This window comes from Streptomyces sp. XY006, from assembly GCF_002237655.1.
Lineage (GTDB): Bacteria > Actinomycetota > Actinomycetes > Streptomycetales > Streptomycetaceae > Streptomyces > Streptomyces levis.
The window spans coordinates 151,732-176,085 of record NZ_NOKT01000005.1; the positions used below are offsets into that span (position 1 = coordinate 151,732).

20 protein-coding genes are annotated in these 24,354 nt (G+C 74.2%); 13 read left to right on the top strand and 7 right to left on the bottom strand.

Annotated features, from left to right (window positions below):
- Positions 1-46: 46 nt before the first annotated feature.
- Positions 47-1,303, bottom strand: a complete 1,257-nt coding sequence (locus CHR28_RS08315) for a D-arabinono-1,4-lactone oxidase (protein ID WP_094052853.1) — start codon at positions 1,301-1,303, stop codon at positions 47-49.
- A gap of 177 nt (positions 1,304-1,480) precedes the next feature.
- Between CHR28_RS08315 and CHR28_RS08320 the strand changes: the two genes are divergently transcribed.
- The 6 genes from CHR28_RS08320 to CHR28_RS08345 all read left to right on the top strand — a co-directional run bounded on the left by CHR28_RS08320 (position 1,481) and on the right by CHR28_RS08345 (position 8,961).
- Positions 1,481-2,488, top strand: coding sequence for a hydroxyacid dehydrogenase (locus CHR28_RS08320; protein WP_094052854.1), 1,008 nt, complete (start codon positions 1,481-1,483; stop codon positions 2,486-2,488).
- 131 nt (positions 2,489-2,619) lie between these two features.
- The gene (locus tag CHR28_RS08325; RefSeq protein ID WP_094052855.1) at positions 2,620-3,945 is read left to right on the top strand and encodes a radical SAM protein; all 1,326 of its coding nucleotides are present in this window, start codon (positions 2,620-2,622) and stop codon (positions 3,943-3,945) included.
- A 181-nt stretch (positions 3,946-4,126) separates the two neighbouring features.
- A complete protein-coding gene (locus CHR28_RS08330; protein WP_094052856.1) occupies positions 4,127-5,620 on the top strand; it encodes a cellulose-binding domain-containing protein in 1,494 nt (497 codons plus the stop codon).
- 206 nt (positions 5,621-5,826) lie between these two features.
- Positions 5,827-6,933, top strand: a complete 1,107-nt coding sequence (gene rsgA, locus CHR28_RS08335) for a ribosome small subunit-dependent GTPase A (protein ID WP_094052857.1) — start codon at positions 5,827-5,829, stop codon at positions 6,931-6,933.
- A 91-nt stretch (positions 6,934-7,024) separates the two neighbouring features.
- Positions 7,025-8,440: a DNA-3-methyladenine glycosylase 2 family protein gene (locus CHR28_RS08340; protein WP_094052858.1), complete on the top strand. Its 1,416-nt coding sequence runs from the start codon at positions 7,025-7,027 to the stop codon at positions 8,438-8,440.
- Entirely contained in the window at positions 8,437-8,961 is a 525-nt protein-coding gene (locus CHR28_RS08345; protein ID WP_094052859.1) for a methylated-DNA--[protein]-cysteine S-methyltransferase, read from the top strand. The genes CHR28_RS08340 and CHR28_RS08345 overlap by 4 nt, the downstream gene beginning before the upstream one ends.
- A gap of 44 nt (positions 8,962-9,005) precedes the next feature.
- On the opposite strand, the gene CHR28_RS08350 is transcribed toward CHR28_RS08345, so the two are convergent.
- Positions 9,006-9,488 (bottom strand): DUF456 domain-containing protein, encoded by a 483-nt coding sequence (locus tag CHR28_RS08350; RefSeq protein WP_094052860.1) that lies wholly within the window; start codon positions 9,486-9,488, stop codon positions 9,006-9,008.
- A gap of 210 nt (positions 9,489-9,698) precedes the next feature.
- Here CHR28_RS08350 and CHR28_RS08355 point away from each other — a divergent pair, with 210 nt between their 5' ends.
- Positions 9,699-11,534 carry a protein phosphatase 2C domain-containing protein gene (locus CHR28_RS08355; RefSeq protein WP_094052861.1) on the top strand — a complete coding sequence of 612 codons (1,836 nt, stop codon included), beginning with the start codon at positions 9,699-9,701 and terminating at the stop codon, positions 11,532-11,534.
- 66 nt (positions 11,535-11,600) lie between these two features.
- Entirely contained in the window at positions 11,601-13,343 is a 1,743-nt protein-coding gene (locus tag CHR28_RS08360) for a pyruvate dehydrogenase (protein WP_094052862.1), read from the top strand.
- 6 nt (positions 13,344-13,349) lie between these two features.
- On the opposite strand, the gene CHR28_RS08365 is transcribed toward CHR28_RS08360, so the two are convergent.
- Positions 13,350-14,795: a helix-turn-helix transcriptional regulator gene (locus CHR28_RS08365; protein WP_094052863.1), complete on the bottom strand. Its 1,446-nt coding sequence runs from the start codon at positions 14,793-14,795 to the stop codon at positions 13,350-13,352.
- A 236-nt stretch (positions 14,796-15,031) separates the two neighbouring features.
- On the opposite strand from CHR28_RS08365, the gene CHR28_RS08370 reads away from it, so the two are divergent.
- Together CHR28_RS08370 and CHR28_RS08375 are read left to right on the top strand one after the other, a co-directional pair.
- Positions 15,032-15,655 carry a hypothetical protein gene (locus CHR28_RS08370; RefSeq protein WP_094052864.1) on the top strand — a complete coding sequence of 208 codons (624 nt, stop codon included), beginning with the start codon at positions 15,032-15,034 and terminating at the stop codon, positions 15,653-15,655.
- Positions 15,656-16,143: 488 nt separating this feature from the next.
- On the top strand, positions 16,144-16,575 hold the full coding sequence (locus tag CHR28_RS08375; RefSeq protein WP_256984163.1) for an ATP-binding protein: 432 nt from the start codon (positions 16,144-16,146) through the stop codon (positions 16,573-16,575).
- 57 nt (positions 16,576-16,632) lie between these two features.
- Here CHR28_RS08375 and CHR28_RS08380 read toward each other — a convergent pair whose 3' ends face one another.
- Positions 16,633-17,673, bottom strand: a complete 1,041-nt coding sequence (locus tag CHR28_RS08380) for a DUF2637 domain-containing protein (protein ID WP_094052866.1) — start codon at positions 17,671-17,673, stop codon at positions 16,633-16,635.
- 304 nt (positions 17,674-17,977) lie between these two features.
- Complete coding sequence (locus CHR28_RS08385) at positions 17,978-18,829, bottom strand: (2Fe-2S)-binding protein (protein WP_094052867.1); 852 nt, start codon at positions 18,827-18,829, stop codon at positions 17,978-17,980.
- Positions 18,830-19,004: 175 nt separating this feature from the next.
- On the opposite strand from CHR28_RS08385, the gene CHR28_RS08390 reads away from it, so the two are divergent.
- Complete coding sequence (locus tag CHR28_RS08390; protein WP_256984164.1) at positions 19,005-19,784, top strand: GntR family transcriptional regulator; 780 nt, start codon at positions 19,005-19,007, stop codon at positions 19,782-19,784.
- An 86-nt stretch (positions 19,785-19,870) separates the two neighbouring features.
- On the opposite strand, the gene CHR28_RS08395 is transcribed toward CHR28_RS08390, so the two are convergent.
- Positions 19,871-20,635 (bottom strand): hypothetical protein, encoded by a 765-nt coding sequence (locus tag CHR28_RS08395; protein ID WP_094052869.1) that lies wholly within the window; start codon positions 20,633-20,635, stop codon positions 19,871-19,873.
- Between the two features lie 165 nt (positions 20,636-20,800).
- Positions 20,801-22,504 carry a PucR family transcriptional regulator gene (locus CHR28_RS08400; protein ID WP_094052870.1) on the bottom strand — a complete coding sequence of 568 codons (1,704 nt, stop codon included), beginning with the start codon at positions 22,502-22,504 and terminating at the stop codon, positions 20,801-20,803.
- A 376-nt stretch (positions 22,505-22,880) separates the two neighbouring features.
- Here CHR28_RS08400 and CHR28_RS08410 point away from each other — a divergent pair, with 376 nt between their 5' ends.
- Together CHR28_RS08410 and CHR28_RS08415 are read left to right on the top strand one after the other, a co-directional pair.
- The gene (locus tag CHR28_RS08410; protein ID WP_094052872.1) at positions 22,881-23,771 is read left to right on the top strand and encodes an FAD binding domain-containing protein; all 891 of its coding nucleotides are present in this window, start codon (positions 22,881-22,883) and stop codon (positions 23,769-23,771) included.
- Entirely contained in the window at positions 23,771-24,352 is a 582-nt protein-coding gene (locus tag CHR28_RS08415) for a (2Fe-2S)-binding protein (RefSeq protein ID WP_094052873.1), read from the top strand. The genes CHR28_RS08410 and CHR28_RS08415 overlap by 1 nt, the downstream gene beginning before the upstream one ends.
- Positions 24,353-24,354: the final 2 nt, after the last annotated feature.

The window sequence follows — 24,354 nt, forward strand, 5'->3', positions numbered from 1 at the left end:
GGCCACGGCCTGACCGTCCGGCGGGTGCCGCCTCCCGCGGCGCGCCCTACGCCCCCGCCAGCACGTCCCGCACGAACGCGTTCGCGAACGTGCCCCGCGGGTCCAGCTCCCGCGCCAGCGACCGGAAGTCGTCCAGGCGCGGGTACAGCGCGCCCAGGGCGGAGGCCGGCAGGGTGAACACCTTGCCCCAGTGCGGCCGCGCCGAGAGCGGGGCCAGTGCCTCCTCCACCCGCCGCACCACCGGCAGCACCGCCCGCGTGTCCGCCACCCAGGTGAAGTGCGCCGCCACCGTGTCCCGGCCGTAGGACGGGCTCAGCCACTGGTCGTCGGCGGCGACGGTACGCACCTCGCAGGTCTGCAGGACGGGCGCGACCGTGTCCCGGAGCGCGTCGAGCGCGTGCAGCATCTCCACGGCGTGCCCGCGCGGCAGCAGATACTCCGACTGCAGCTCCTCCCCGCTGCTCGGCGTGAACTCCGCCCGGAAGTGCGGCAGCCGCTCGTGCCACGGCCCCGCCACACCGAACTGCTCGGTGCAGTTGACCGCCGGCATGCCCGGCACCGGGTGCAGCTTCTCCGTGGCCGGGGCGGCCCACGGGAAGGCGGGCAGCGGCTGGTCCGTGCGCCGCTTGAGCCACACCTGCCGGAAGCCCGGCGCCCGCCAGTCGGTGAACAGGCTGACGCTGTACGCCGTCGCCATCACCGTCTCGAAGACCCCCGAGTCCAGCCCCTCCAGCGGCAGTTCGGTGAACAGGTGCTGCTCCACCTCGTAGGCCGGCTCCAGGTCGAGGGTGAGCGCGGTGACCACGCCCAGCGCGCCGAGCGAGGTCACGGCCCCGCCGAACCGCTCCTCGTCCCGGCCGATGCGCACCGTCGAACCGTCGGCGGTGACCAGCTCCACCTCGCGGACGGGCGCCGCGAGCGGTCCGTTGAGCACCCCGGAGCCGTGCGTGCCGGTCGCGACCGATCCGGCCACCGAGATGTGCGGCAGGGACGCCATGTTGGGCAGCGCGAGCCCGTGCGCGTGCACCCGCCGGGCCAGTTCCGCGTAGCGCACGCCGCCGCCGACCCGGACCGTCCGGGCCGCGGTGTCGACGTCGACCTGCGCGGGCAGGTCCGCCAGGGACAACAGGACGCCCTCGGCGCCGGGCTCGGCTATCGCGTTGAACGAGTGGCCGCTGCCCAGCACCCGCACCCGGTCGCTGCCCGCGACGAGCGCCCGCAACGCGTCGAGCGAGCCCGGCCGGTGCAGTTCCTTCGCGGCGTAGGTGATGTTGCCCGCCCAGTTGGTCACGGTCCCGTTCATCGCGTCGTCCTTCCCGAGGCAGCGGGGGCCGGGGAAAGCCCCTGCCGGAACCTACCCCGGCCGCTGCGCATTGCCGACGCCGCCCGGGTCGGCCTACCGTGGAGGCGTTCCAGAGAGCGGTTTCTGCCCCGATGTCAAGGCCGCTCCGCCCGCGTCACGAGTGGGAAGGTCACCTCCTTGAGCCAGCGCCCCCAGGCACTGTTCGCCATGGCCGCCGAACACGTGCCGCAGGTCTTCCCGCCCGAGGTGCTCGCCCGGCTGCGGAAGTCGGTGGAGCTGGACCCCGCCCTGGTGGCACAGGACTTCACCGAGCCGGCCGTCCGCGACGTCCTGGCGGAGACCGAGATCCTGGTGACCGGCTGGGGCTGCCCGCCCCTCGACGAGACGGTGCTGGACGCCGCCCCCCGGCTGCGCGCCGTGCTGCACTCGGCCGGGTCGGTGAAGTCGTTCGCCGGCCCCGCGCTCTGGGAGCGCGGCATCGCCGTCTCCTCCGCGGCCGCCGCGAACGCGCTGCCGGTCGCCGAGTACACCCTCGCCATGATCCTGCTCGCCGGGAAGGACGTGCTCGCCGCCCGCGAGCGGCTGCGCGCCTCCCGGGCGCCGGCCGGCTGGGGCCTGGTCCCCGGCATCGGCAATCACGGGCGGCGCGTCGGGGTGATCGGCGCCTCCCGCATCGGCCGCCGCGTCCTCGAACTGCTCCGCCCCTTCGACCTGCGGCCCGCCCTCACCGACCCCTACGTCGACGAGCGCGAGGCCGCCGCGCTCGGCGTCCCCCTGCTGCCCCTCGACGCACTGCTGCGCTCCAGCGACATCGTCACCGTCCACGCCCCCGAGACACCCGAGACACGCCATCTGATCGGCCGCCGCGAACTGGCTCTCATGCCCGACGGGGCGGCACTGATCAACACCGCCCGCGGCTCCCTGGTCGACCACGACGCCCTCGTGGCGGAGCTGCGCGCCGGGCGCCTGACGGCGATCCTCGACGTGACCGACCCCGAACCGCTCCCGGCCGACTCGCCCCTGTACGACCTGCCCGGGGCGTTCGTCACCCCGCACCTCGCGGGCTCCCAGGGCAACGAGCTGACCCGGCTCGGCCTGGCCGTGGCGGAGGAGGCGGAGCGGCTGCTGGCCGGGGACGGCCTGGCCCACGCCGTCGATCCCGCCGTTCTGGATCACGCGGCCTGACGGCGGCCCCGGGGCGTGCGAAACACCGGATTCCCGGCACAGGTACCGGCTCGGGGGGACCCGGTACCGCTCACGCACACCCATGGGCATACCGTGAGGAGTCGTACGTCCGAGCCGGGAGGAGACACGGGATGGGCAGCGGCAGCCGTACCGCGCTGGTCGAGGATCTGATGGAGCGGTTCCCGCACGTCCCGCGGGAAGCCGTCTTCAAGGAGGACCTGCTCCGGGGCGGTGTGGCCTTCGACCCGTCGGCGCTCAGCGACAACGAGGGCGGCGACGTCAAGCCGAAGTCGTACTTCATCTTCTCCTTCGACCACGGCACCCTGCCCGAGCTGGGCGAGGCCGCGCTGCGCCGCCCGCCCGAGGAGATCATCCTCACCGGCGGCCCCTACGACCTGCGCCGCACGGTCGTCTCGGTCCGGGTGAACCCCGCCTCGCCCTACCGCGTCGCCGCGAACGAGGACGGCGTGCTCGGCCTCTACCTCGACGGCAAGCGGATCTCCGACGTCGGCGTGCCGCCGATGCCCGAGTACTACCGGCACACCCTGTCCAACGGGAAGTCGGTCATGGAGGTCGCCCCGACCATCCAGTGGGGCTACCTGATCTATCTGACCGTCTTCCGGGTCTGCCAGTACTTCGGCGCCAAGGAGGAGTGCCAGTACTGCGACATCAACCACAACTGGCGCCAGCACAAGGCCGCGGGCCGGCCCTACACGGGCGTGAAGGACGTCGAGGAGGTCCTCGAAGCCCTGGAGATCATCGACCGGTACGACACGGCGAAGACCTCCACCGCCTACACCCTCACCGGCGGCGCCATCACCAAGACGGTCTCCGGCCGCGACGAGGCCGACTTCTACGGCCACTACGCCAAGGCCATCGAGGAGCGCTTCCCCGGCCGCTGGATCGGCAAGGTCGTCGCCCAGGCCCTCCCGCGCGACGACGTCCAGCGGTTCAAGGACTACGGCGTGCAGATCTACCACCCCAACTACGAGGTGTGGGACGAGTACCTGTTCAAGATGTACTGCCCCGGCAAGGAGCGGTACGTCGGCCGCGACGAGTGGCACAAGCGCATCCTGGACTCCGCCGAGGTCTTCGGCGCCCGCAACGTCATCCCGAACTTCGTCGCCGGGGTCGAGATGGCCGAGCCCTTCGGCTTCAAGACGGTGGACGAGGCCATCGCCTCCACCACCGAGGGCCTGCGCTTCTTCATGTCGCACGGCATCACGCCCCGCTTCACCACCTGGTGCCCGGAGCCCACGACCCCGCTCGGCAAGGCCAACCCGCAGGGCGCGCCCCTGGAGTACCACATCCGCCTGCTCCAGGCGTACCGGCAGACGATGGAGGACTTCGGCCTCTCCTCGCCTCCCGGCTACGGCCCTCCCGGCGCCGGCAACGCGGTCTTCTCGGTCAGCTCCTTCATGGACAGCCTGCCCGCGGACGCGCCCGTGGAGGTCTGACGCGGTCCCCTTGAGACGGAGCGGCGTGCCGTACGTATCCACTCCCGAGCCGTGCTCCGGGATTTGAATACGTGGCTTGTCAGTTGTGTCAGAAGCGTGAAAAACTCCTCCCCGCCCCGAGGTTCCCCCAACTCCCATGCCGACGCGGTGAGTTGACCTCGCTTGCGGATGCAGGAGACTCATGCCCGACCTGCCGACCCCTCAGGACGCCACCGAGGCCGCGCTGTTCTCGGAGTGCTGGGACGCGGTCCTCGCCTACGCCGACCTGTGCACGTCCGGTTCCACGGCCGCCGCGCAGCTGGCCCGCGAGGCGTTCGCACACGGCATACGCGAGGCCCGCGCGGCCGAGGCCGGGCCCGTCCGGGGCACCGGCCGCCGCCCCGCCCGGCTGCCCCGCATACCCCTGCTGCTGACCTCCGTGCGCACCACGGCGGCGGCCTGGGAGGAGGACGGGCAGGGCCACAAACTCGACCCCGACCTGCGGCTGTGGCTGAACTCGGACAAGGCCGCGCGGTTCACCGGGCCGCCCCTGCGGCGCCCGCTCGCCCTGCGCGGTCTGCGCGACCTGCAGCAGGCGGACGCCGAACTGCTGTGGCTGGCCGAGGTGGAGGCGCTGCCGCTGTCCCTGGTCGCCCGGCGCCTGGGCCTGGACCCGGCCAACGCCGCCGAGGAACTCCAGCAGGTGCGCACCCTGTTCCGGGACCGCTGCCACCGCAACCACCTCGACAGCCCGATGGACGCCCGCTGCCGCAGCTACGCCCGGCTGCTGGACGCCGTCACCCGCTCGCCGGACGCCGGCACCCCGGACGACCTCTCCCGGCACCTGGCCACCTGCGTGGAGTGCGCCGAGGCCGCCGCCTGCCTGCGCCTGCACGGCGGAGGACTGCCCGCGGCGCTGGCCGGCGGGGTGATCGGCTGGGGCGGACTCGCCTATCTGGAGCGCCGCCGCCGCGCCGCCGAGGTGCGGCTGGGCGCCGGCCGCGCCGGCACGGCGGACCGGGCGGCCGACGACCCGGAGGACGGCACGCAGAAGGCGCGCGTCGCCCGCAACGGCCTCCTCGTCGCCGCCGTCCTCGTCTCCGCCCTGGCGCTCGGCGTCTCCCTGATGCCCTTCGGCGGCTCCGGCGACGAGCCCGGGACGCGCGACGACGCCGGCCGCCAGCCCGTGGCCGACCCCGGCCCGTCCCTGCCGTCCGCCCCCTCCGTGCCGCCCGCCACCTCCCAGCCGGCCGGCACCGCCGGCGGGGCCGGCGCCGCCTCCGACGAGCCGGACACGCCCCGCTCGTCGGAGAGCAGCAACCGCCACACCGAACCGCAGGGCACCGCCTCGCCCACCGACCGGCCCACACCCGCCGAGCCCACCTGCCGCGTCGAGTACGACCTGGTCAACCAGTGGCCCGACGGCTTCCAGGCCACCGTCAGCGTCACCAGCACCGCCGCCCTCGACTCCTGGCGCGTGTCCTGGTCCTTCCGCGACGGCCAGCAGGTCGGCCAGATGTGGGACGCCTCCGTCTCCCAGGACGGCTCCCGCGTCACCGCCACCGCCGCCGACTACAACAAGTCCGTGCCCGCCGGCGGCGACCTGGCCTTCGGCTTCATCTCCTCCTGGCGCGGCAAGAACTCCCCGCCGTACGACTTCACGCTGAACGGCCGGGCCTGCGCGAAAAGCGGTTGACGCGACCGTGGCGTGACGGGATACGGTGACGCCGGTTCTGCGAAGTGCCGCACGAGAACCGGAAGATCCGAGGAAGGACGAGGAGGTGTCGACCGATGGCTGTCATTGCGATGAGCGCTGCTCGCATCCAGTTCACGAAGTCCACCTCCGTGGCCGCCGGCTGACCGACCGTCGCGCCGGGGCCGTCCTCGAGAAGGATCCCCCTCTTGTCTTCCAGCTCCGCCTCATCCGTTTCCTCCGCCCTCGCCCCGTACGGCTGGGACACCGCCTGGGCCGAGGCGTTCGCTCCGTACGAGACCGAAGGGCTGCTGCCCGGCCGGGTCGTCCGGGTCGACCGCGGCCAGTGCGACGTCGTCACCGCCGACGGTGTGCTGCGCGCCGACACCGCGTTCGTCACCCCGCACGACCCGCTGCGCGTCGTCTGCACCGGTGACTGGGTCGCCGTCGAACCCGGCGGCAATCCGCGCTACGTCCGCACCTGCCTGCCCCGCCGCACCGCGTTCGTCCGCTCCACCTCCTCCAAGCGGTCCGAGGGACAGATCCTCGCGGCCAACGTCGACCACGCCGTCGTCGCCGTGTCCCTCGCCGTCGAGCTCGACCTCGGCCGCGTCGAACGGTTCCTGGCCCTGGCCTGGGAGTCCGGGGCGCAGCCCGTGGTGGTCCTCACCAAGGCCGACCTCGTCCCCGACGCCGTGACCCGTTCCCACCTCGTGCAGGACGTGGAGACCAGCGCACCCGGCGTGCCGGTGGTCCCCGTCAGCGCACGGGACGGGGAGGGGCTCGACGTGGTCGCGGCGATCGTCGCCGGCGGTACGTCCGTGCTGCTCGGGCAGTCCGGCGCGGGCAAGTCGACCCTCGCCAACGCGCTGCTCGGCGAGGACGTCATGGACGTCCAGGCCACCCGCGACGTCGACGGCAAGGGCCGTCACACCACCACCACCCGCAATCTGCTCGCCCTCCCCGGCGGAGGCGTCCTGATCGACACGCCCGGACTGCGGGGCGTGGGGCTGTGGGACGCCGGGACCGGCGTCGGGCAGGTCTTCTCCGAGATCGAGGACCTGGCCGAGCGGTGCCGCTTCCACGACTGCGCCCACGAGGCCGAACCCGGGTGCGCCGTGCTGGCCGCCGTCGACTCCGGTGAACTGCCGCAGCGGCGGCTGGACAGCTACCGCAAGCTGCTGCGCGAGAACCAGCGCATCGTCGCCAAGACGGACGCCCGCCTCCGGGCGGAGATCCGCAAGGACTGGAAGCGGAAGGGGGCGATCGGCAAGGCGGCGATGGAGGCCAAGCGGGGAGCGCACTGGCGCTCCTGACCGCGGTGTCGCGCCCGACCGCGGTGTCGCTCCTGACCGCGGTGTCCGATTTCCGCCAGCGACGGCCCCGCCGACGGCGGAGACTGGAGGCGTGAGCACCCAGGTAACGGACGAGGACACCAGGTACGAGGCCGTGCGCAGCCGGGACGCCCGTTTTGACGGCGTGTTCTTCTTCGCCGTCGAGACGACCGGCATCTACTGCCGGCCCAGCTGCCCCGCGGTCACCCCGAAGCGGGCCAACGTACGGTTCTTCGCCACGGCCGCCGCCGCGCAGGGCTCGGGATTCCGGGCCTGCCGGCGGTGCCGCCCCGACGCCGTGCCCGGCTCCGCCGAGTGGGACGTCCGCGCGGACGTGGTGGGCCGGGCCATGCGCCTGATCGCCGACGGCGTCGTCGACCGGGAGGGCGTCGCCGGGCTCGCCGCGCGCCTCGGCTACAGCGCACGGCAGGTGCAGCGCCAGCTCACCGCCGAGCTGGGCGCCGGGCCGGTCGCCCTCGCCCGGGCCCGGCGGGCCCACACCGCGCGCCTGCTGGTGCAGACCACCGAACTGCCGATCACGGAGATCGCGTTCGCCTCCGGCTTCGCCAGCGTGCGGCAGTTCAACGACACCATCCGCGCGATCTACGCCTCCACCCCGAGCCGGTTGCGCGCCACCGCGCCGCGCGGCGGCCGGACCCGGGGCACGGGCACCCCCGGCGCCGGGATCCCACTGCGGCTCGCCCACCGCGGCCCCTACCAGGCCGGATTCGTCTTCGACCGGCTGGCCCACGAGGCCGTGCCCGGCATCGAGGAGGTGAGCGGCCCGCCCGGCGCGCGCACCTACCGGCGCACCCTGCGCCTGCCGTACGGCACCGGCATCGTCGCCGTCGGCGAACGCCCCGGCACCGCCCGGAGCGCGGCCGGCGCCCACCCGGGCGGCTGGCTCGACGCCCGGCTGCACCTCACCGACCCGCGCGACCTGACCACCGCCGTACAGCGGCTGCGCCGGCTGTTCGACCTCGACGCCGACCCCTACGCCGTCGACGAGCGGCTCGGCGCCGACCCGCGGCTCGCGCCCCTCGTCGCCGCCCGGCCCGGCCTGCGCTCGCCCGGCGCCGCCGACCCGGAGGAACTCGCGGTGCGCGCCCTGGCCGGGCCCGCGGAGGCGGAACGCCTGGTGCGGCGGTACGGCAAGGCCCTCGACGCCCCCTGCGGCGGCCTCACGCACCTCTTCCCCGAGCCGGCCGTCCTCGCGGAGGCCGAGCCCGGCGGCCCCCTCGGCGCGCTCACCACCGCCCTCGCCGACGGCGCCGTACGCCTCGACCCGGGCGCCGACCGGGACGCCGCGCAGGACGCGTTGCTGGCCCTGCCCGGTGTGGACGCCCGCACGGTGGCCGAGATCCGCGCCCGCGCCCTCGGCGACCCGGACGCCGCACCGCCCGGCCTAGGCCTTCCCGACACGTGGCGCCCCTGGCGCTCGTACGCCGTGAACCACCTGCGCGCAGCAGGGGAGTGGGAGCTTCGATGAACCAGCCGACCTATTGGACCAGCGTGCCCAGCCCCGTCGGGCCGCTGCTGCTCACCGCCGCCCCGACCGGCGAACTGACCTCGCTGTCCGTGCCCGGGCAGAAGGGCGGGCGCGAGGTGCGGGACGACTGGCTCCGCGACCCCGGGCCCTTCCGCGCGGCACGGGAGCAGCTGGCCGCGTACTTCGCCGGGGACCTGAAGGAGTTCCGGCTGGCGTGGCGTAGCGAGGGCACGCCCTTCCGGGAGAAGGTGTGGGCCGCGCTGGACGACATCCCCTACGGCTCGACCGTGACGTACGGCGAGATCGCCCGGCGGATCGGGGCGCCCCGGGCGGCCGTGCGGGCCGTCGGCGGCGCGATCGGCGCGAACCCGCTGCTCGTGGTCCGCCCGTGCCACCGGGTGATCGGGGCCGACGGCACCCTGACCGGCTACGCGGGCGGCCTGGACCGCAAGGTGCGGCTGCTGACGCACGAGGGGGTGCTGACGGGGCAGGAGATGCCGACGCGCGAGGGGACGCCCTGACCTGTTCCGTCGAGGGGACCTCCGACCTGTTCCGTGGGGGCGTCTCAGCCCCAGAGGACCGCGCCCAGCCAGGCCGCCGCGATCAGCTGGCAGGTGAAGAGTTCGGCCAGGATGCTGGAGCCGCCCGAGCGCATCACGGTGCGCAGGGCGGACCTCGCCTCGGCGCGGCGGCCCAGCCGGACCCGTTCGAAGAGGTAGACACCGGCCACGAAGCCGGGGACGGCGCCGACGACGGGCAGCAGGACGAAGCCGACGGTGGACCCGGCCCCCGCGCAGGCCAGCATGCGGCGGCTGGTGCGGTTCGCCCGCAGCCGCCTCGGCGGCAGCGCCCAGCGCACGGCCTGGGAGGCGAGCAGGAGGACCGTCGCACCGACCAGCACCCACCAGGCGACGGGCTGCGGGTCCTTCAGGGCCCACCACAGGACCGCGGCCCACACGAGCAGCGACCCCGGCACCGCGGGCAGCAGCACTCCGCACAGGCCGAGCAGGATGACCAGCCCGACCAGGAGGAGGTCCCACACTCCCATCTGACCAGACTGCCGGAACCCGCGAGAAGGCGCAGGTCAGCAGGGTGTCCGGGGCCGAGACCCGCAGGTCAGCCGCCCATGGCGCCCGAGGCGCCGGTATCGCACGGCCGTTCTACGGCTCACCCGGCGCGCGGGGAACGGTGGGGTGGCGGGCCGGTTTTTTCCACAAGCCCCGTTTTCATCCCGCTCGGGCGGTGGACAATTACGGGCATGAGCCAGCAGGGGGGAAGGCCCACCGGTCACGAGGACGACTGGTGGGGGCAGTTGTACGACGACTCCACCGGCGACACGGGCCCCGCACCGGCCCCCGATTCCCTGGACGACCGCTTCGCCTCGGCGGCGGGGACGGTGGGCGGCCCCGGGGAGACCGGGCCGGCCGCCGCGGAGCCGGTGGTTCCGTCGCCCCGGTCCGGAGCGGACGACGTGCCGGGCGGCCCACGTCGGCGGGCTCCGCAGCGGGCCCCGTGGGAACCGCCACCGGCCCGGGCCACTGGCCCCGTGACCTTCCCGACGGCGTCCCGCCCCCCGGGCCGCTCGGAGCCCGCCCCAGGGAGCCCGCCCCGGCCCCCGGCCCCACCGCCCCCGGCCACCGCGGTGCCGTCGCGGACACCCCCGGCCCCACCGCCCATGCCTCCGCCACCGCCCTCGGCTCCTCCGGGCCGCCGCGAGGCCGAGCCCTCGTCCCCGCCGACGGCGGACCCGCCCCGTGACGCCACACCCCCCACGGCGGCCGGCTGGCTCGCTCCACCGGCACCCGCCGCCCCGCCACCCGCACCTCCGGGCACGGCCGCCCCGCCACCCGCACCTCCGGGCACGGCCGCCTCGCCACCCGCACCTTCGGGCACGGCCGCCTCGCCACCCGCACCTTCGGGCACAACCGCTCCGCCACCCCTACCGCCGGGCACGGCCGCCTCGCCACCCGCACCTTCGGGCACGGCCGCCTCGCCACCCGCACCTTCGGGCACAACCGCTCCGCCACCCCTACCGCCGGGCACGGCCGCCCCGCCGCCCGTGGCGCCCGCCGGGTCCGTCGACGGGGACGCGTCCGGTTCGCGAGTCGAGCCGCCCGAGGGCGTGCCCCGGGCCCGGGGGCACGTCGGTTCACGGCCTCCCACCTACGACGCGGAGCCCACCGCCCTCCCGGCCGCCGACCCGGACGACCTCGGCGACCTGGTCGCGGACACCGTCCTCGACGGGGCCCGCTACGGGGTCTGCACCCTGCGGGCGGCGTCCGTTCGCGGGGACTCCGCGCGGTACCGGGGAGAGCCCCGGCGCGACGCGCTGCTCACCGCCCGGTTCGGGACCGGCGAGCACGCGCTGCTCCTCGTGGCCATGGCGACCGGCGCCCGGACGGCTCCGGGGGCGCACCGGGCCGCCGCCGAGGCCTGCCACTGGATCGGCCGGGCCGTCGGACGCAGTCACGTGCGGCTCGTGGAGGACATAAGGGGCGGCCGTCGCGGCGACCTCAAGTCAGGTCTGCACCGTCTCACCGACCGCAGCCTGGGCAAGCTCCGCGCCAGCGCCTCCGAACAGGGCGTCGCCCCGGAGGAGTACGCCGCCGGTCTGCGCTGCCTGCTGCTGCCCGCCGACCCCGAGTGCCGCACCCGCGTGTTCTTCGGCGTCGGTCCGGGCGGGCTGTTCCGGCTGCGGGAGGGGGAGTGGCAGGACATCGAGCCGCAGGTCGCCGACGTCAGGGGTGAAGCGGTCGTGGGCTACGGCTCGCCGCCCTCCGAGACCCCCGAGGGCGACCGGCTCACCATGGACCTGGGCATCCCGACCCCGCCCAGCCCCTACGAGCCCGCCCCGGAACCACCCCGCGAGCCCTTCCGCTTCCGCACCTCCGTCGCCCGCCCGGGTGACACGCTCCTGATGTGCTCCAGCGGGCTCGCCGAGCCCCTGCGCGGCGAGCCGGAACTGGGCGAGTACCTCGCCGAGCGGTGGTCCCGGCCCGAGCCGCCCGGCCTCGCCGCGTTCCTCGCCGACTCCCAAGTGCGGGTCAAGGGCTATGCCGACGACCGTACGGCGGCGGCCGTGTGGGAGGCGTGAGGGGCCGCCCTGTGACTTGATGGAACCCGGAGGGATCCCAGGAGACCGAAGGGGCAGACGAGAACCATGGCCAAACAGAACGTCGCGGAACAGTTCGTCGACATCCTGACCCGCGCCGGAGTGAAACGCCTCTACGGCGTCGTCGGCGACAGCCTCAACCCGATCGTCGACGCCGTCCGCCGCAACTCCGCCATCGACTGGATCCACGTCCGGCACGAGGAGACCGCCGCCTTCGCCGCGAGCGCGGAGGCCCAGATCACCGGCAATCTCGCCGCCTGCGCCGGCTCCTGCGGCCCGGGCAACCTGCACCTCATCAACGGCCTCTACGACGCCCACCGCTCCATGGCCCCGGTCCTCGCCCTCGCCTCCCACATCCCCTCCAGCGAGATCGGCCTCGGGTACTTCCAGGAGACCCACCCCGACCGGCTGTTCGCCGAGTGCAGCCACTACAGCGAGATGATCTCCAGCCCGCAGCAGATGCCGCGGCTGCTGCAGACCGCCATCCAGAACGCCGTCGGCCGCAGCGGCGTCAGCGTCGTCACCCTGCCCGGTGACATCGCCGACCGCCCGGCCCCCGAGAAGGCCGCGGAAACCGCCCTCGTCACCTCCCGGCCCACGGTCCGCCCCGGCGACGCCGAGATCGACCGGCTCGTCGAGATGATCGACGAGGCCGGCAAGGTCACCCTCTTCTGCGGCAGCGGCACGGCCGGGGCGCACGCCGAGGTCATGGAGTTCGCCGCGAAGGTCAAGTCACCGGTCGGGCACGCCCTGCGCGGCAAGGAGTGGATCCAGTACGACAACCCCTTCGACGTCGGCATGAGCGGACTGCTCGGCTACGGCGCCGCCTACGAGGCCACCCACGAGTGCGACCTGCTGATCCTGCTGGGCACGGACTTCCCGTACAACGCGTTCCTCCCCGACGACGTGAAGATCGTCCAGGTCGACATCCGGCCGGAACACCTGGGCCGCCGCTCCAAGCTGGACCTGGCGGTCTGGGGGGACGTACGGGAGACGTTGCGCTGCCTGATTCCGCGGGTGAAGGAGAAGAAGAACCGGCGCTTCCTCGACCGGATGCTGAAGAAGCACGCCGACGCGCTGGAAGGCGTGGTGAAGGCGTACACCCGCAAGGTCGAGAAGCACACGCCGATCCACCCCGAGTACGTGGCGTCCGTGCTGGACGAAGTCGCCGCCGACGACGCCGTGTTCACCGTCGACACCGGCATGTGCAACGTCTGGGCCGCCCGCTACATCTCACCCAACGGCCGCCGCCGCGTCATCGGTTCCTTCTCCCACGGCTCGATGGCCAACGCCCTGCCCATGGCGATCGGCGCGCAGTTCACCGACCGCAGGCGCCAGGTCGTGTCGATGTCCGGCGACGGCGGCTTCTCCATGCTGATGGGCGACTTCCTGACGCTGGTGCAGTACGACCTCCCGGTCAAGGTCGTCCTGTTCAACAACTCCTCCCTCGGCATGGTCGAGTTGGAGATGCTGGTCGCCGGGCTGCCCTCGTACGGCACGGCCAACAAGAACCCCGACTTCGCGGCCGTCGCCCGCGCCTGCGGCGCCTACGGCGTGCGCGTGGAGAAGCCCAAGGACCTCGCCGGGGCCCTCAAGGACGCCTTCAGGCACAAGGGCCCGGCCCTCGTCGACGTCGTCACCGACCCCAACGCGCTGTCCATCCCGCCGAAGATCAAGGCCGAGATGGTGACCGGGTTCGCCCTGTCCGCGTCCAAGATCGTGCTGGACGGCGGGGTCGGCCGGATGCTGCAGATGGCCCGCTCCAACCTGCGCAACGTGCCCCGGCCGTAGGGGCCGTCAGCTGTAGGGCGTCCACCGGCGTACCGAGGTGTCGTACAGGTAGCGGGGCAGGCCCGTGATGCCGCTGGTGCGGAACGGGCGGCCGTCGTCGTCGATGCGGACGGTGCCGCTGCGGCCCTGGGAGGACCAGTCCAGCTCCAGGTACCAGCGGCAGTCGCAGCCCCGCGTCCGCGCGTTGACCAGCAGCACCTCGGGGTCCTGCGCCGAGACGCGGTACGGCATGCCGACCGCCGGGATCGGCGTGCCGGCGTCGTTCCCGGGGACGGCGCGGGCGATGGGGCGGTCCTTGTCCAGGTCCACGTCGAAGGAGCGCGGGGTGATCGAACCGCCGCAGCCCTGGTCCATGGCGTAGGCGTTGCCCTGGACCGGGTCGGCCCGCCCGACCACGCGCACGCGCAGGGCCTCCAGGACGACGGCCGTGTCGCTCCGCCCCTGCACGGACAGCCGTACGAGCGTCTCGCCGCCGTGCACCGCGTTCTGCGTCGCCGCCCAGACCCCGGCGTCCTGCGGGACCGGGGGCGGCGGGACCTGGGCCGGTGGTTTGGCGACCACGTAGTCGTGACCGCAGCCGAGCTTCCACGCCTGGGAGTTCGCGGACCAGGTGAGCGGTACGGCCGGGGCCGCCCCGCCCTGCGGCGGGGCGGTGGCGCGCCCGGAGGGCCCGGGGCCGGGCTTCCCCTTTCCCTTCCCCTTTCCCTTCTCTCGCGGGTCGGGGGAGGGCGAGGTCCCTCTGGGGGTGGGGGAGGCGCTCGGTGAGCGGGAGGCGCCGCCCCGCTCGGGCGCCCCGGACTCCGTTGCCCCGGGGGTGGCCGGACCGGCCTCGCGGGCACGGTCGTCGGCGGATGCGCGCCGCCCGTCCGGCAGCGCGGCCAGGCTCCCGAGCGTCGCGAACACGGCGCAGGCGGCGGCCAGCCCCACCGCGAGGCGCCTGCGGCGGTACCAGGGACGACGGGAGACCGCGCCTCCGGCCGTGTCCGCCCCCGCGTCGGGCGCTGTGTCCGCGCCCCCGTCGCGCGCCGTGGGCGCGCTCTGTGTCGCGCCCGCGCTGTGCGGGGCGCTCTCGGCCTGCGGTGCGCGCCCGTCCTCTGCCGTGCCCGGCGCGTTCGTGGCGCCCGCGTCTCCGGCCGCGCCCTCGCCGCGCGCCGGGTCCGCCTCCTCCGTCGCGCCGTCCGATGCCGCGCCCCGGGGCCGTTGACGGGCCGCCACCGCGAGGAGCCAGTGGCGGTGGAGGTCCAGGCGTTCCTCGGGCGAGGCCCCGCACAGGGCCGCGAACCGCTCCACCGGGGCGAAGTCGAGGGGCACCGCCTCGCCCGCGCAGTAGCGGTGCAGGGTCGAGGTGTTCATGGCCAGGCGGCGGGCCAGCGAACCGTAGCTGCGGTCCGTGCGCTCCTTCAGTGCCCTCAGCAGCGCCGCGAACTCCGCGACGTCGTCCCGTGCCGACACCGTGCCCCCGTCTCGTAGGTGCGAACCGGGCCCGGGACGGCATCCCAGGCGCTCATGTACCTGCACGTCAGACGGGCTGGGATGGTTCCACCCCGGCGGATCGGGCGCCGGCTGTTGCGCCGGCCCGCTGTGACCGCTGATGCTCTTGGTGTCGCCACCGACCAGGCCCGCTCGACCGGCGGGCGCCGTCGTTCGCGGCACACCACATCCACGCACCGCATCACGGGGGAACACCCATGTCCAAGCGCATCCGAGCCGGCGCGCTCACCGCACTCGTCACCGCCGCCCTCGCGGCCGGCACGGTCCTCACGGCACCGGTCGCCGGCGCCGCGCCGAAGGCCGCCGCACCCACGTTCCTGTCGGCGTCCCAGCTGCCGCCGCACCCGACGTCGTCCTGGACCGCCGGGCCGGTCACCGAAGGGTTCCCGGAGGCACTCGGCGTCTGCGTGAGCACCGAGGGCGTGCCCTCCTACGACTACCGGCACCGGGAGTTCCGGACCGACCTGGACACCAGCGCGGTGCAGCTGACCGTCGTGGCGGACACGGCCGCCCTGGCCAAGGCCCTGGCGAAGCACTACGACGACCTGATCCGCACCTGTGCCGACCGCATCGAGAAGGCCGACCCGGACGTCGCGGCCGAGAGCCGCGACTACGGCACGCTGCCGGTGGAGGAGGGCGCCCGCGTCCGCGGTCTGCACACCGAGACCTCCTGGGGCGCCAACGACGTCTCCCTGATGTCCGTCGGCCGGGACGGCAGGACCGTCACCGTCGTGCAGTGGGGGCAGATGGGCGACTTCGACGACGCCCCCGTGGCCGCCTTCAAGAAGACGACGACCACCGCCGTCAACAAGCTGTACTGACGGGCGAGCGCCGGACAGGACCGGGGCCGTCCTCCCGCCACGGGGGTGGGGAGGACGGCCCCGTACCGGTCGGTGCCCCCGGGAACACCGTCGTAGTTCAGCCAACTTCAGCCGGTCGGCGCGCACGGGGTCCGGGCGCCCCGCTGCCGCGCCGGGTACGCACGGATCGGCAGCCGGCCGTCGGCCCATCGTCCGATCTCCGGCGGTCAGGATCCGTCCGGGGCGTCCGACCGGCTACCCTCTTGCCCCCCTCCCCGCCTCCGCCGCACGGCCCGACGGCCCGCCGCCCGCCCCTGCGTCCGCCCTCGCGTGGCCGAACACCTGGTCGTCGACGATCCGGCATGACTGCCGCGTGCCCGACGGGGCATGGATCCCCGTGAACGTGTTCGAGCAGGAGGGGAACCGACATCGGCGCGCGGGCGGGGGTCATGGAGAGGCAGGCACGAGGAGGCGGTCCCGTAGCGATCGGGGCCTTCTCGGCGAGGACAGTGGAGGACGGGACCGACGACGTCACGGAGCAGGTGCCGGAGCCTCAGCTGAGGCGCAGACTCGGCAGGTCGGACCTGCGCGCCGTGCCGGAGGCCCGCAGGGCCCTGCGGGAGCTGCTCGGGCAGTGGGGGAAACCGGGGCGGTCCGACCTCTCCGACGTGGCGGAGCTGCTCACCAGCGAACTCGTCACCAACGCCATCGTCCACACCGACCACGACGCGGTCCTGACGGCCACCGTCGGACCCCGCGGACTGCACGTGGAGGTACGGGACTTCGTGGCCCGCAGGCCCCGGCCGCGCAGGCCGGTCGCCGACGACGGCACCAACGGCAGGGGCCTGTTCCTGGTGGAGTCCCTCGCGGACGCCTGGGGCGTCCGGCCGCACGGCGTGGGCAAGGCCGTCTGGTTCGAACTGGAGGCCAGGGCGGCGTGAACGCCGAAGGGGCGCGGCCCACAGGCCACGCCCCCTTGCCGTGCGCGTGCGGCCCGGTCAGCCGAACTGCTGCTCCAGGTCCTTGAGCTTGCGCTCCAGGGAGTCCAGACGCGGCAGCGCCATGGTGTCGTCCTCCGCGGTGAGATCGACGGTCACGGGGTCAGACCCTTTGCGAACGGGCTGCAGGGAGGGACGCGAGCGGACGGGCAGTGGCTCCGGACCCGATATGGCAGGCTCCGCGGTGACCTGCGAGGAGCCGCGCTCCACCTGCACCTCCAGCTGCCGGCCGCCGCCGCGGCCGAGGTAGCCGCGGTGGCCGCGGCTGATCGCCTTCAGCTGGGCCCGCTCCACGCGCTGCTGGTCGCGGCGCCGCTGCCGTTCGGCGTCCTTGGTGCGCTTGTCCTCGCGCACCTCGTCGACCGCCTCGTCGAGGCTGCGCACCCCCTCCAGCAGCATCAGCGACCAGGCCCTGTAGGTCTCCCGGGGGGCCCGCAGCCAGCGCACGATCCGGATCTGCGGCAGCGGACGCGGCACCAGACCCTGCTCGCGCAGGGCGGCCCGGCGGGTCTGCTTCAGCGCGCGGTCGAACAGGACCGCCGCGGAGAGGGACATGCCGGCGAAGAAGTGGGGGGCGCCGTCGTGGCCGATGCCCCGGGGCGCGTGCACCCAGTTGAACCAGGCGGCGGCCAGGGCGAACGTCCAGACGAGTATGCGCGAGCCGAGCGCCGCGTCACCGTGGCTGGCCTCGCGCACCGCGAGCACGGAGCAGAACATCGCCGCGCCGTCCAGCCCGAACGGGACGAGGTACTGCCAGCCGCCGGTCAGGCCGAGGTTCTGCTCGCCGAAGCCGACCAGGCCGTGGAAGGAGAGCGCGGCGGCGACGGCCGCGCAGCAGAACAGCAGGACATAGGAAACGGTGCCGTAGATCGCTTCCTTGCGTCTGCGGCGTTCCTCGCTGCGCTCCCAGGAATCGTCCGCGCTCGTGTCCTTGACCGAGGAGCGCTTGCCGCGCGCGAGCACCGCCACCGCCGCCAGCATGCCCAGGAGAAGCACGGCGCCCGGAAGCAGCCAGTTCAGCGATATGTCGGTCAGTCTCATGTGGGTGGTCCCTTGCATGGGGATAGGGCGTAACGCCCGCCATAGTGGCCCAATCCCACCGGCCCTCAGGGGGTTTCGGGGCAAGAGGCCGCCAAGGAGGTGCAAGGGGATGCCCAGGGCGGCGTTCTGCTCGAACTGCCGCTTGAGGGGCGGGAGTTGAGTTCGAACAAGACTACCCGTACGAGTGGTTCTCCGGAAAGTTCCCGTCACTCGTGAGGGAGTTGTGAATCGCTTGCGGGTGCGCGGGTGGCCGATTCCGTGATGATCCTACGGGACGCCGGAGGGGCCGGCGCCCGACGGTCCGTCAACTCGCCGTGGCCAGCAGCTTGCTGACCCGGTCCGTGTCGCAGGTGCGCGGGCAGGTGGCGCAGGTGTCCTCGGGGCGCAGGGTGTAGAACATGCAGCAGCTCGCGCGGTCCCGGGTGCGCAGCGGCTCGCCGCCGGGGCCGGTCAGCTCGCGGAACGCGGCCGTGCCGACGTACGGCTTGGTCGCGCCCGGCAGGAGCAGCTCCAGTTCGCGCATCGCGCGCCGCTCCTCCAGCTCTCCGAACAGCTGCCCGACGTACCACAGGCCCTCGACGATCTCGTCGGTCGCCATGCCCCACAGGGCCCGGCCGCGGCGCCGCATCCGGGGGCCGAATCCGGTCAGGACCGGCTCCAGGTGCTCGGCGACGGCCGACCGCACCTCCGCGCGCAGGGCCTCCTCGTCCGCGACGACCCGGGCGCCGGGCAGCGTGGCGGCCTCGTCGCCGGGCAGGCAGGCGAAACCGGCCGGGCGGACGGCGAGGTGGCCGAGGGCGTGGGCGGGGTCGGTGCGGTCGTACGAGACGTGCGTCACGGGGTAGCGGGGGACGCGGCGCTGCAGGAACCACGGCACGGTGATCAGCAGGCAGGCGGGCCAGGCGTACCGGTGCAGGCCGAAGCTGGCGACGACGTCCGGGCGGGCCTGCCGGTCGTAGTCCCGCCGGATCTGCGCCTCGTCCCAGGCGAGGTAGGCGTCGAGGCCGGGACCCGCGGCGGCCAGGTCGGCGGCGCCGGTCCAGCCGCCGCCGCGCGGGGTCTCCTGCCCGGGGCCGAGTTCGGTGACGGTGAGTCCCGGGAGGACCTCGGCCAGGCGTGCGTAGGCGACGGAGACGGCCGAACGGGTCGCGGGCATGTGATCACCGATCCGTGTCTGTAGACGTCCCTCGCGGGCGAGTCCCGAAGGTAAGCCTTACCTTACCGAAGATCGCCGGGATTTGAACTGGGGGCCGGTGCGCTTATCGTGCTTGACGGACGAGTAACAACCCGTCGTAATGACCCCAAGTACCGATACGTCCGGAGGAGGACCCGTGAAGCAGGGTGCGCAGGGCTCCGCCGGGACGGGGATCCCGCAGGTCCGGGCGGAGGCCGCCGGGCAGGCCCGGGTCCCGCGGCAGGCCGCGGCGGCGCGCGGGGAGCACACGCACTCCGAGCCGCCCGCGCCACGGGTGCGGCCCGTCGTGCAGCGGGCCTCGGTGCGGGGTCAGATCCTCGACGCGCTGCGCGCCGCGCTGGTGGCCGGGGATCTGCGGCCCGGGGAGGTCTACTCGGCGCCGGTGCTGGGGGAGCGCTTCGGGGTGTCGGCGACGCCGGTGCGGGAGGCGATGCAGCAGCTGGCGCTGGAGGGCGCGGTCGAGGTGGTGCCCAACCGCGGCTTCCGGGTGGTGGAGCGTGGGGCGCGCGAGCTGGCGGAGCTGGCCGAGGTCCGGGCGCTGATCGAGGTGCCGGTGATGCTGCGGCTGGCCCGGACGGTGCCCGCCGAGCGGTGGGCCGAGCTGCGCCCGCTGGCGGAGGCGACGGTCCGCGCGGCCTCCTCCGGCTGCCGGGCGACGTACGCCGAGGCCGACCGCGGGTTCCACCGGGCGGTGCTGTCCCTGTCGGGGAACCGCCAGTTGGTGCGGCTCGCCGAGGACCTGCACCGCCGGGCGCAGTGGCCGCTGGTCGGGGGCGGACCGGGAATGCGGGGGCGTGCGGACCTGGTCGCGGACGCGCACGAGCACACGGCGCTGCTGGACGCGCTCATCGCCCGGAACCTGGACGTCGTGCGGGCCCTGGTGGGGGAGCACTTCGCGGGGGCGGCCGGGGGGTAGCGCTGCGGGCGGACACCCCCCGACACGTCCCCTGCCGTGCGTCGGCGGGTGCGGCCGTCCCGGCTTCCGCTGCGGGCGACGGGGGTTCAGGCCGTCGCCGCCGGAGGTGCCGGTGTGAGGTGCCTGGCCAGCCAGGTCGGGACGCCTCCCAGCAGCCGGTGCAGGCGTCGGGCCTCCTCGCGCAGGCGGGACGCCTCCGGTTCCGTCTCCGTGTCGGCCAGGGACACCAGCGCCGGCGCCGTGCCCACCAGGTAGCCCAGTTCCTCGCGGATCCGGAGCGACTCGGTGAAGCCGTGCCGGGCCTCGGCCAACTCGCCGTCCCGCAGGGCGAGCCCCGCCAGGTGGCGCCAGGTGAAGGAGAGCAGCAGCGGGTCGGCGTGAGCCGTCGCGCCCGCGTGGGCGCGACGGTACGCGGCCCGCGCGGCCTGGGGCGCGCTCGTCAGGTTCTCCGCCAGCAGGCCCCGGCGGAAGTCCAGCAGGGCGCGGGCCGGAGCTCCCGGAGGGATCAGCGCCGCCGCCCGGCCCAGTGCCGCCCGCGCCTCGTCGGCCCGGTCCCGGACCGCCAGCAGGGTCGCCGCGTAGGCCAAGTACCCGCGTTCACAAGCGGCGGCGCCGCGTTCGTCGTCGCTGTGGGCCAGGGCCTCGGCCGTGCGCAGCGCGTCCTCGGCCTCCTCCCAGCCCTCCTCGGTGTACAGACACCGTTCGACCAGCAACGACGCGCGTTGCAGCGCCGCCGCCGGGGTGGCGGGAAGCAGCAGTGCCGCCGCGTCGGCCCAGCACCCGCGGGAGCGCAGCCGCCATACCGCGGTCTGGAGGGGATCGTCACCAGCGGTCGTTCCGTTACCAGACATGGCGGTATGCGCCACGTTGCCCTCCCCGAGCACGCCATCGAGCTGTTGAGTGGTGGCGGCATCTCAGCATGAATCGCGGGGCCGGGCCAAGAGGGTGGGTGAAGGATTTCACAAAGTCGTGGGACTGAGGGGCGTCCCGGGTTTGGACCCCGGGACGCCCGTGTCTCAGCTCATGCGCAGGGCGAGGAAGAAGTCGAGCTTGTCCTCCAGCCGCGACAGGTCACGGCTCGTCAACTGCTCGATACGGCCCACCCGGTAGCGCAGCGTGTTGACGTGCAGGTGCAGCCGGGTGGCGCAGCGCGTCCAGGAGCCGTCGCAGTCGAGGAAGGCCTCCAGCGTCGGGATCAGCTCGGCGCGGTGCCGGCGGTCGTAGTCGCGCAGCGGGTCCAGCAGGCGGGCCGTGAAGGCGCGGCGGACGTCGTCCGGGACGAAGGGGAGCAGCAGGACGTGGGAGGCCAGTTCCTGGTGGCCCGCCGCGCAGACCCGGCCCGGGCGGGCGGCGGCGACACGCCGGGCGTGCCGGGCCTCCTCCAGCGCCCCGCGCAGCCCCTCGGCCGAGTGCACGGCCGCGCTGACGCCGAGGGTGAGGCGGCCGTCGTCGTCCAGGCCGGCCGTGAGGGGCGACCGCACCGACTCCAGGAGCGCGTCCGCCAGGACGCCCGTCTCCGAACCGTCGTGCTCGGCGGAGACGGCAGGCAGGGGGACCAGGGCTATGGCCTCGTCGCCCGTGTGGGCCACCGCGATGCGGTCGGCGTGCTCCGGGCCGGACGCCTGGGCGTACCCGCCGCCCGGCGAGCCGGCGGGAGGGCCGACGAGGATCTCCTCCAGCAGGGCCTGCGCGACCGGGCCCGTCTCGGTCCCGGCGCCGTCCCAGTCGACGCGGGCCACGACGACCTGCCAGTGCGGCGCGGCGCCGAGGCCGGGCAGCAGCACCGGGGCGGCCACGCGCAGACGGGCGGCGATCTCGGCGGGGGCCGCGCCCGTCTGGACCAGTTCCAGGACCTCCTGGGCGAGGCGGCGGCGGACCGTGCGGGCGGCGTCCCGGCGGTCCCGCTCGACCGCGATCAGCTGCGTGACGCCGTACAGCAGGTCCAGGCGCTCCTCGGCCCAGTCCCCGGCGTCCGCCTCGACCGCCAGCAGCCAGTCGGACAGCACGGTCTCCCGGACGTCCCGGGCGCTCCGCGGGGCGCGGCCCCCCGAGCCGATCGGGAAGAGCGAGTAGGTGGTGGAGCCCAGGATCACGCGGTGGGGGCCGCGGCGGCCCGAGCGGGTGGCGGACAGGTGCTCCGCCGCGAGGCGGGCGCAGGCGTCGGCGGGCAGGGCCGGGCCCGCCGCCTTCGAGCCCGCAACCAGGCGGCCGGTGGGGGACAGCACCCAGGCCCGCAGGTCGAGGTCCGAGCCGAGCAGGTCCAGGACGACGTCCGGGCCGCCGCCCGCCGGGCCCGACGTCATCATCCGGCGGTGGCGGTCGACCACCGCAGCGAGGTCGCCGGCGCGCTCGCCGGAGACCTGCCGCACGACGTGCTCGGTGATCGTCGCGAAGGCCACCGACTCGTGCACCGCGAAGAGCGGCAGGCGGTGGCGGGCACAGGCCACGACCAGGTCCTCGGGCACATCGCCCAGCTCGGCCTCGCCCGCGGCCAGGGCCGCCACCCCGGCCTGCACCAGCAGGCGCACGAACGGCTCGGAGTCGGCGGCGTCCCGGCGCCAGGCCAGGCCCGTGAGTACGAGTTCGCCGCCCGAGAGGTAGCGGCTCGGGTCGCGCAGGTCGGTGGTCATCACGCCGCGCACGGCGCGGTTCAGCTCGTCCTCGCCGCCGAGCAGCTTGAGGCCCAGCGCGTCCGTGTCCAGCAGTGCGCGCAGCCGCATTCTCGTCGCCGCCGTTCTTTGTCTCGAAAACTATGGTGGATCTCGGTGGGCCATGGAGGGCCGCCTGTCCGGCGGCCTGGTGGGCGGCGCCGGCCGTCCCCGGACCGTGTCCCGGCTGTGTCCCGGGTCACGCGGTCGTGTCGCGCGTTTCCACAGGAAAACGAGGAGGTTAAAGATGGCCTCCGTTCATACGAATCTACAAGATGCCTCTCCTGGCCAGCCAACTCCTTCATGGTTTCCGTGACTGACCCCGTCGGAGTACGGCGCTGTGTACTGGGTCCACTACGCGTTAACAGCACATGAACGAGCCGGGACCGCCGCACACGGATTGGCTCAATCTGAACGCCCCACGAGAAGACGAAGAAGAGAGCCGGTCATGGACTTCCTTCGCCCCGCCAGCTGGGAGGAGGCGCTCGCCGCGAAAGCCGAGCACCCCACCGCTGTGCCGATTGCGGGTGGCACCGACGTGATGGTCGAGATCAACTTCGACCACCGCCGTCCCGAGTACCTCATGGACCTGAACCGCGTCGGCGACCTCTCCGAGTGGGAGGTCGGCGCGGAGAGCGTGCGGCTCGGCGCCTCGGTGCCGTACACGAAGATCATGGAGAACCTCCGCGCCGAGCTGCCGGGTCTCGCCCTCGCCTCGCACACCGTCGCCTCCCCGCAGATCCGCAACCGCGGCGGTGTCGGCGGCAACCTCGGCACCGCCTCCCCGGCCGGCGACGCCCACCCGGCGCTGCTCGCCGCGGGCGCCGAGGTGGAGGTCGAGTCGGTGCGCGGCTCGCGCCGTATCCCGATCGACGACTTCTACCAGGGTGTGAAGCGCAACGCGCTCCAGCCCGACGAGCTGATCCGCGCCGTGCACATCAAGAAGGCCGACGGGCCCCAGCAGTTCTCCAAGGTCGGCACCCGCAACGCCATGGTCATCGCCGTGTGCGCCTTCGGACTTGCGCTGCACCCCGAGACCCGCACCGTGCGCACCGGCATCGGCTCCGCCGCCCCGACGCCCGTGCGGGCCAAGGCCGCCGAGGAGTTCCTGAACGCCGCGCTGGAGGAGGGCGGCTTCTGGGACAACGGCAGGATCATCACCCCGTCGGTCGCCAAGCAGTTCGCGGAGCTGTGCTCCGCCGCCTGCAACCCGATCGACGACGTCCGGGGCACCGCGAGCTACCGCCGCCACGCGGTCGGCGTCATGGCCCGCCGCACGCTGACCTGGACCTGGGAGTCCTACCGCGGCGCCCGCCGCGCTTCGGAGGGAGCTGCGTAATGCGCCTCAACTTCACGGTCAACGGCCGTCCGCAGGAAGCCGACGACGTGTGGGAGGGCGAGTCCCTGCTGTACGTGCTCAGGGAGCGGCTCGGACTGCCCGGTTCCAAGAACGCCTGCGAACAGGGCGAGTGCGGCTCGTGCACGGTCCGCCTGGACGGCGTGCCGGTGTGCTCGTGCCTGGTCGCCGCGGGACAGGTGGAGGGCCGCGAGGTCGTCACCGTCGAGGGCCTCGCCGAGTACGCCAAGCAGCGTGCCGCGGGCGGCTGCGCCTCCGGGGCGTGCGGCACCGGACTGCAGGACGCCCAGGGGTGGCAGGCCAAGGGCACCGACTCGCAGACCGGCGAGGGCACCGAACTCTCCCCGGTCCAGCAGGCCTTCATCGACGCCGGCGCCGTCCAGTGCGGCTTCTGCACGCCCGGTCTGCTGGTCGCCGCCGACGAGATGCTGGAGCGCAACCCCAACCCGACCGACGCGGACATCCGCGAGGCCCTGTCGGGCAACCTGTGCCGCTGCACCGGCTACGAGAAGATCATGGACGCGGTCCGCCTGGCGGCCGCCCGGCAGGGAGAGGCGGTCTGAGC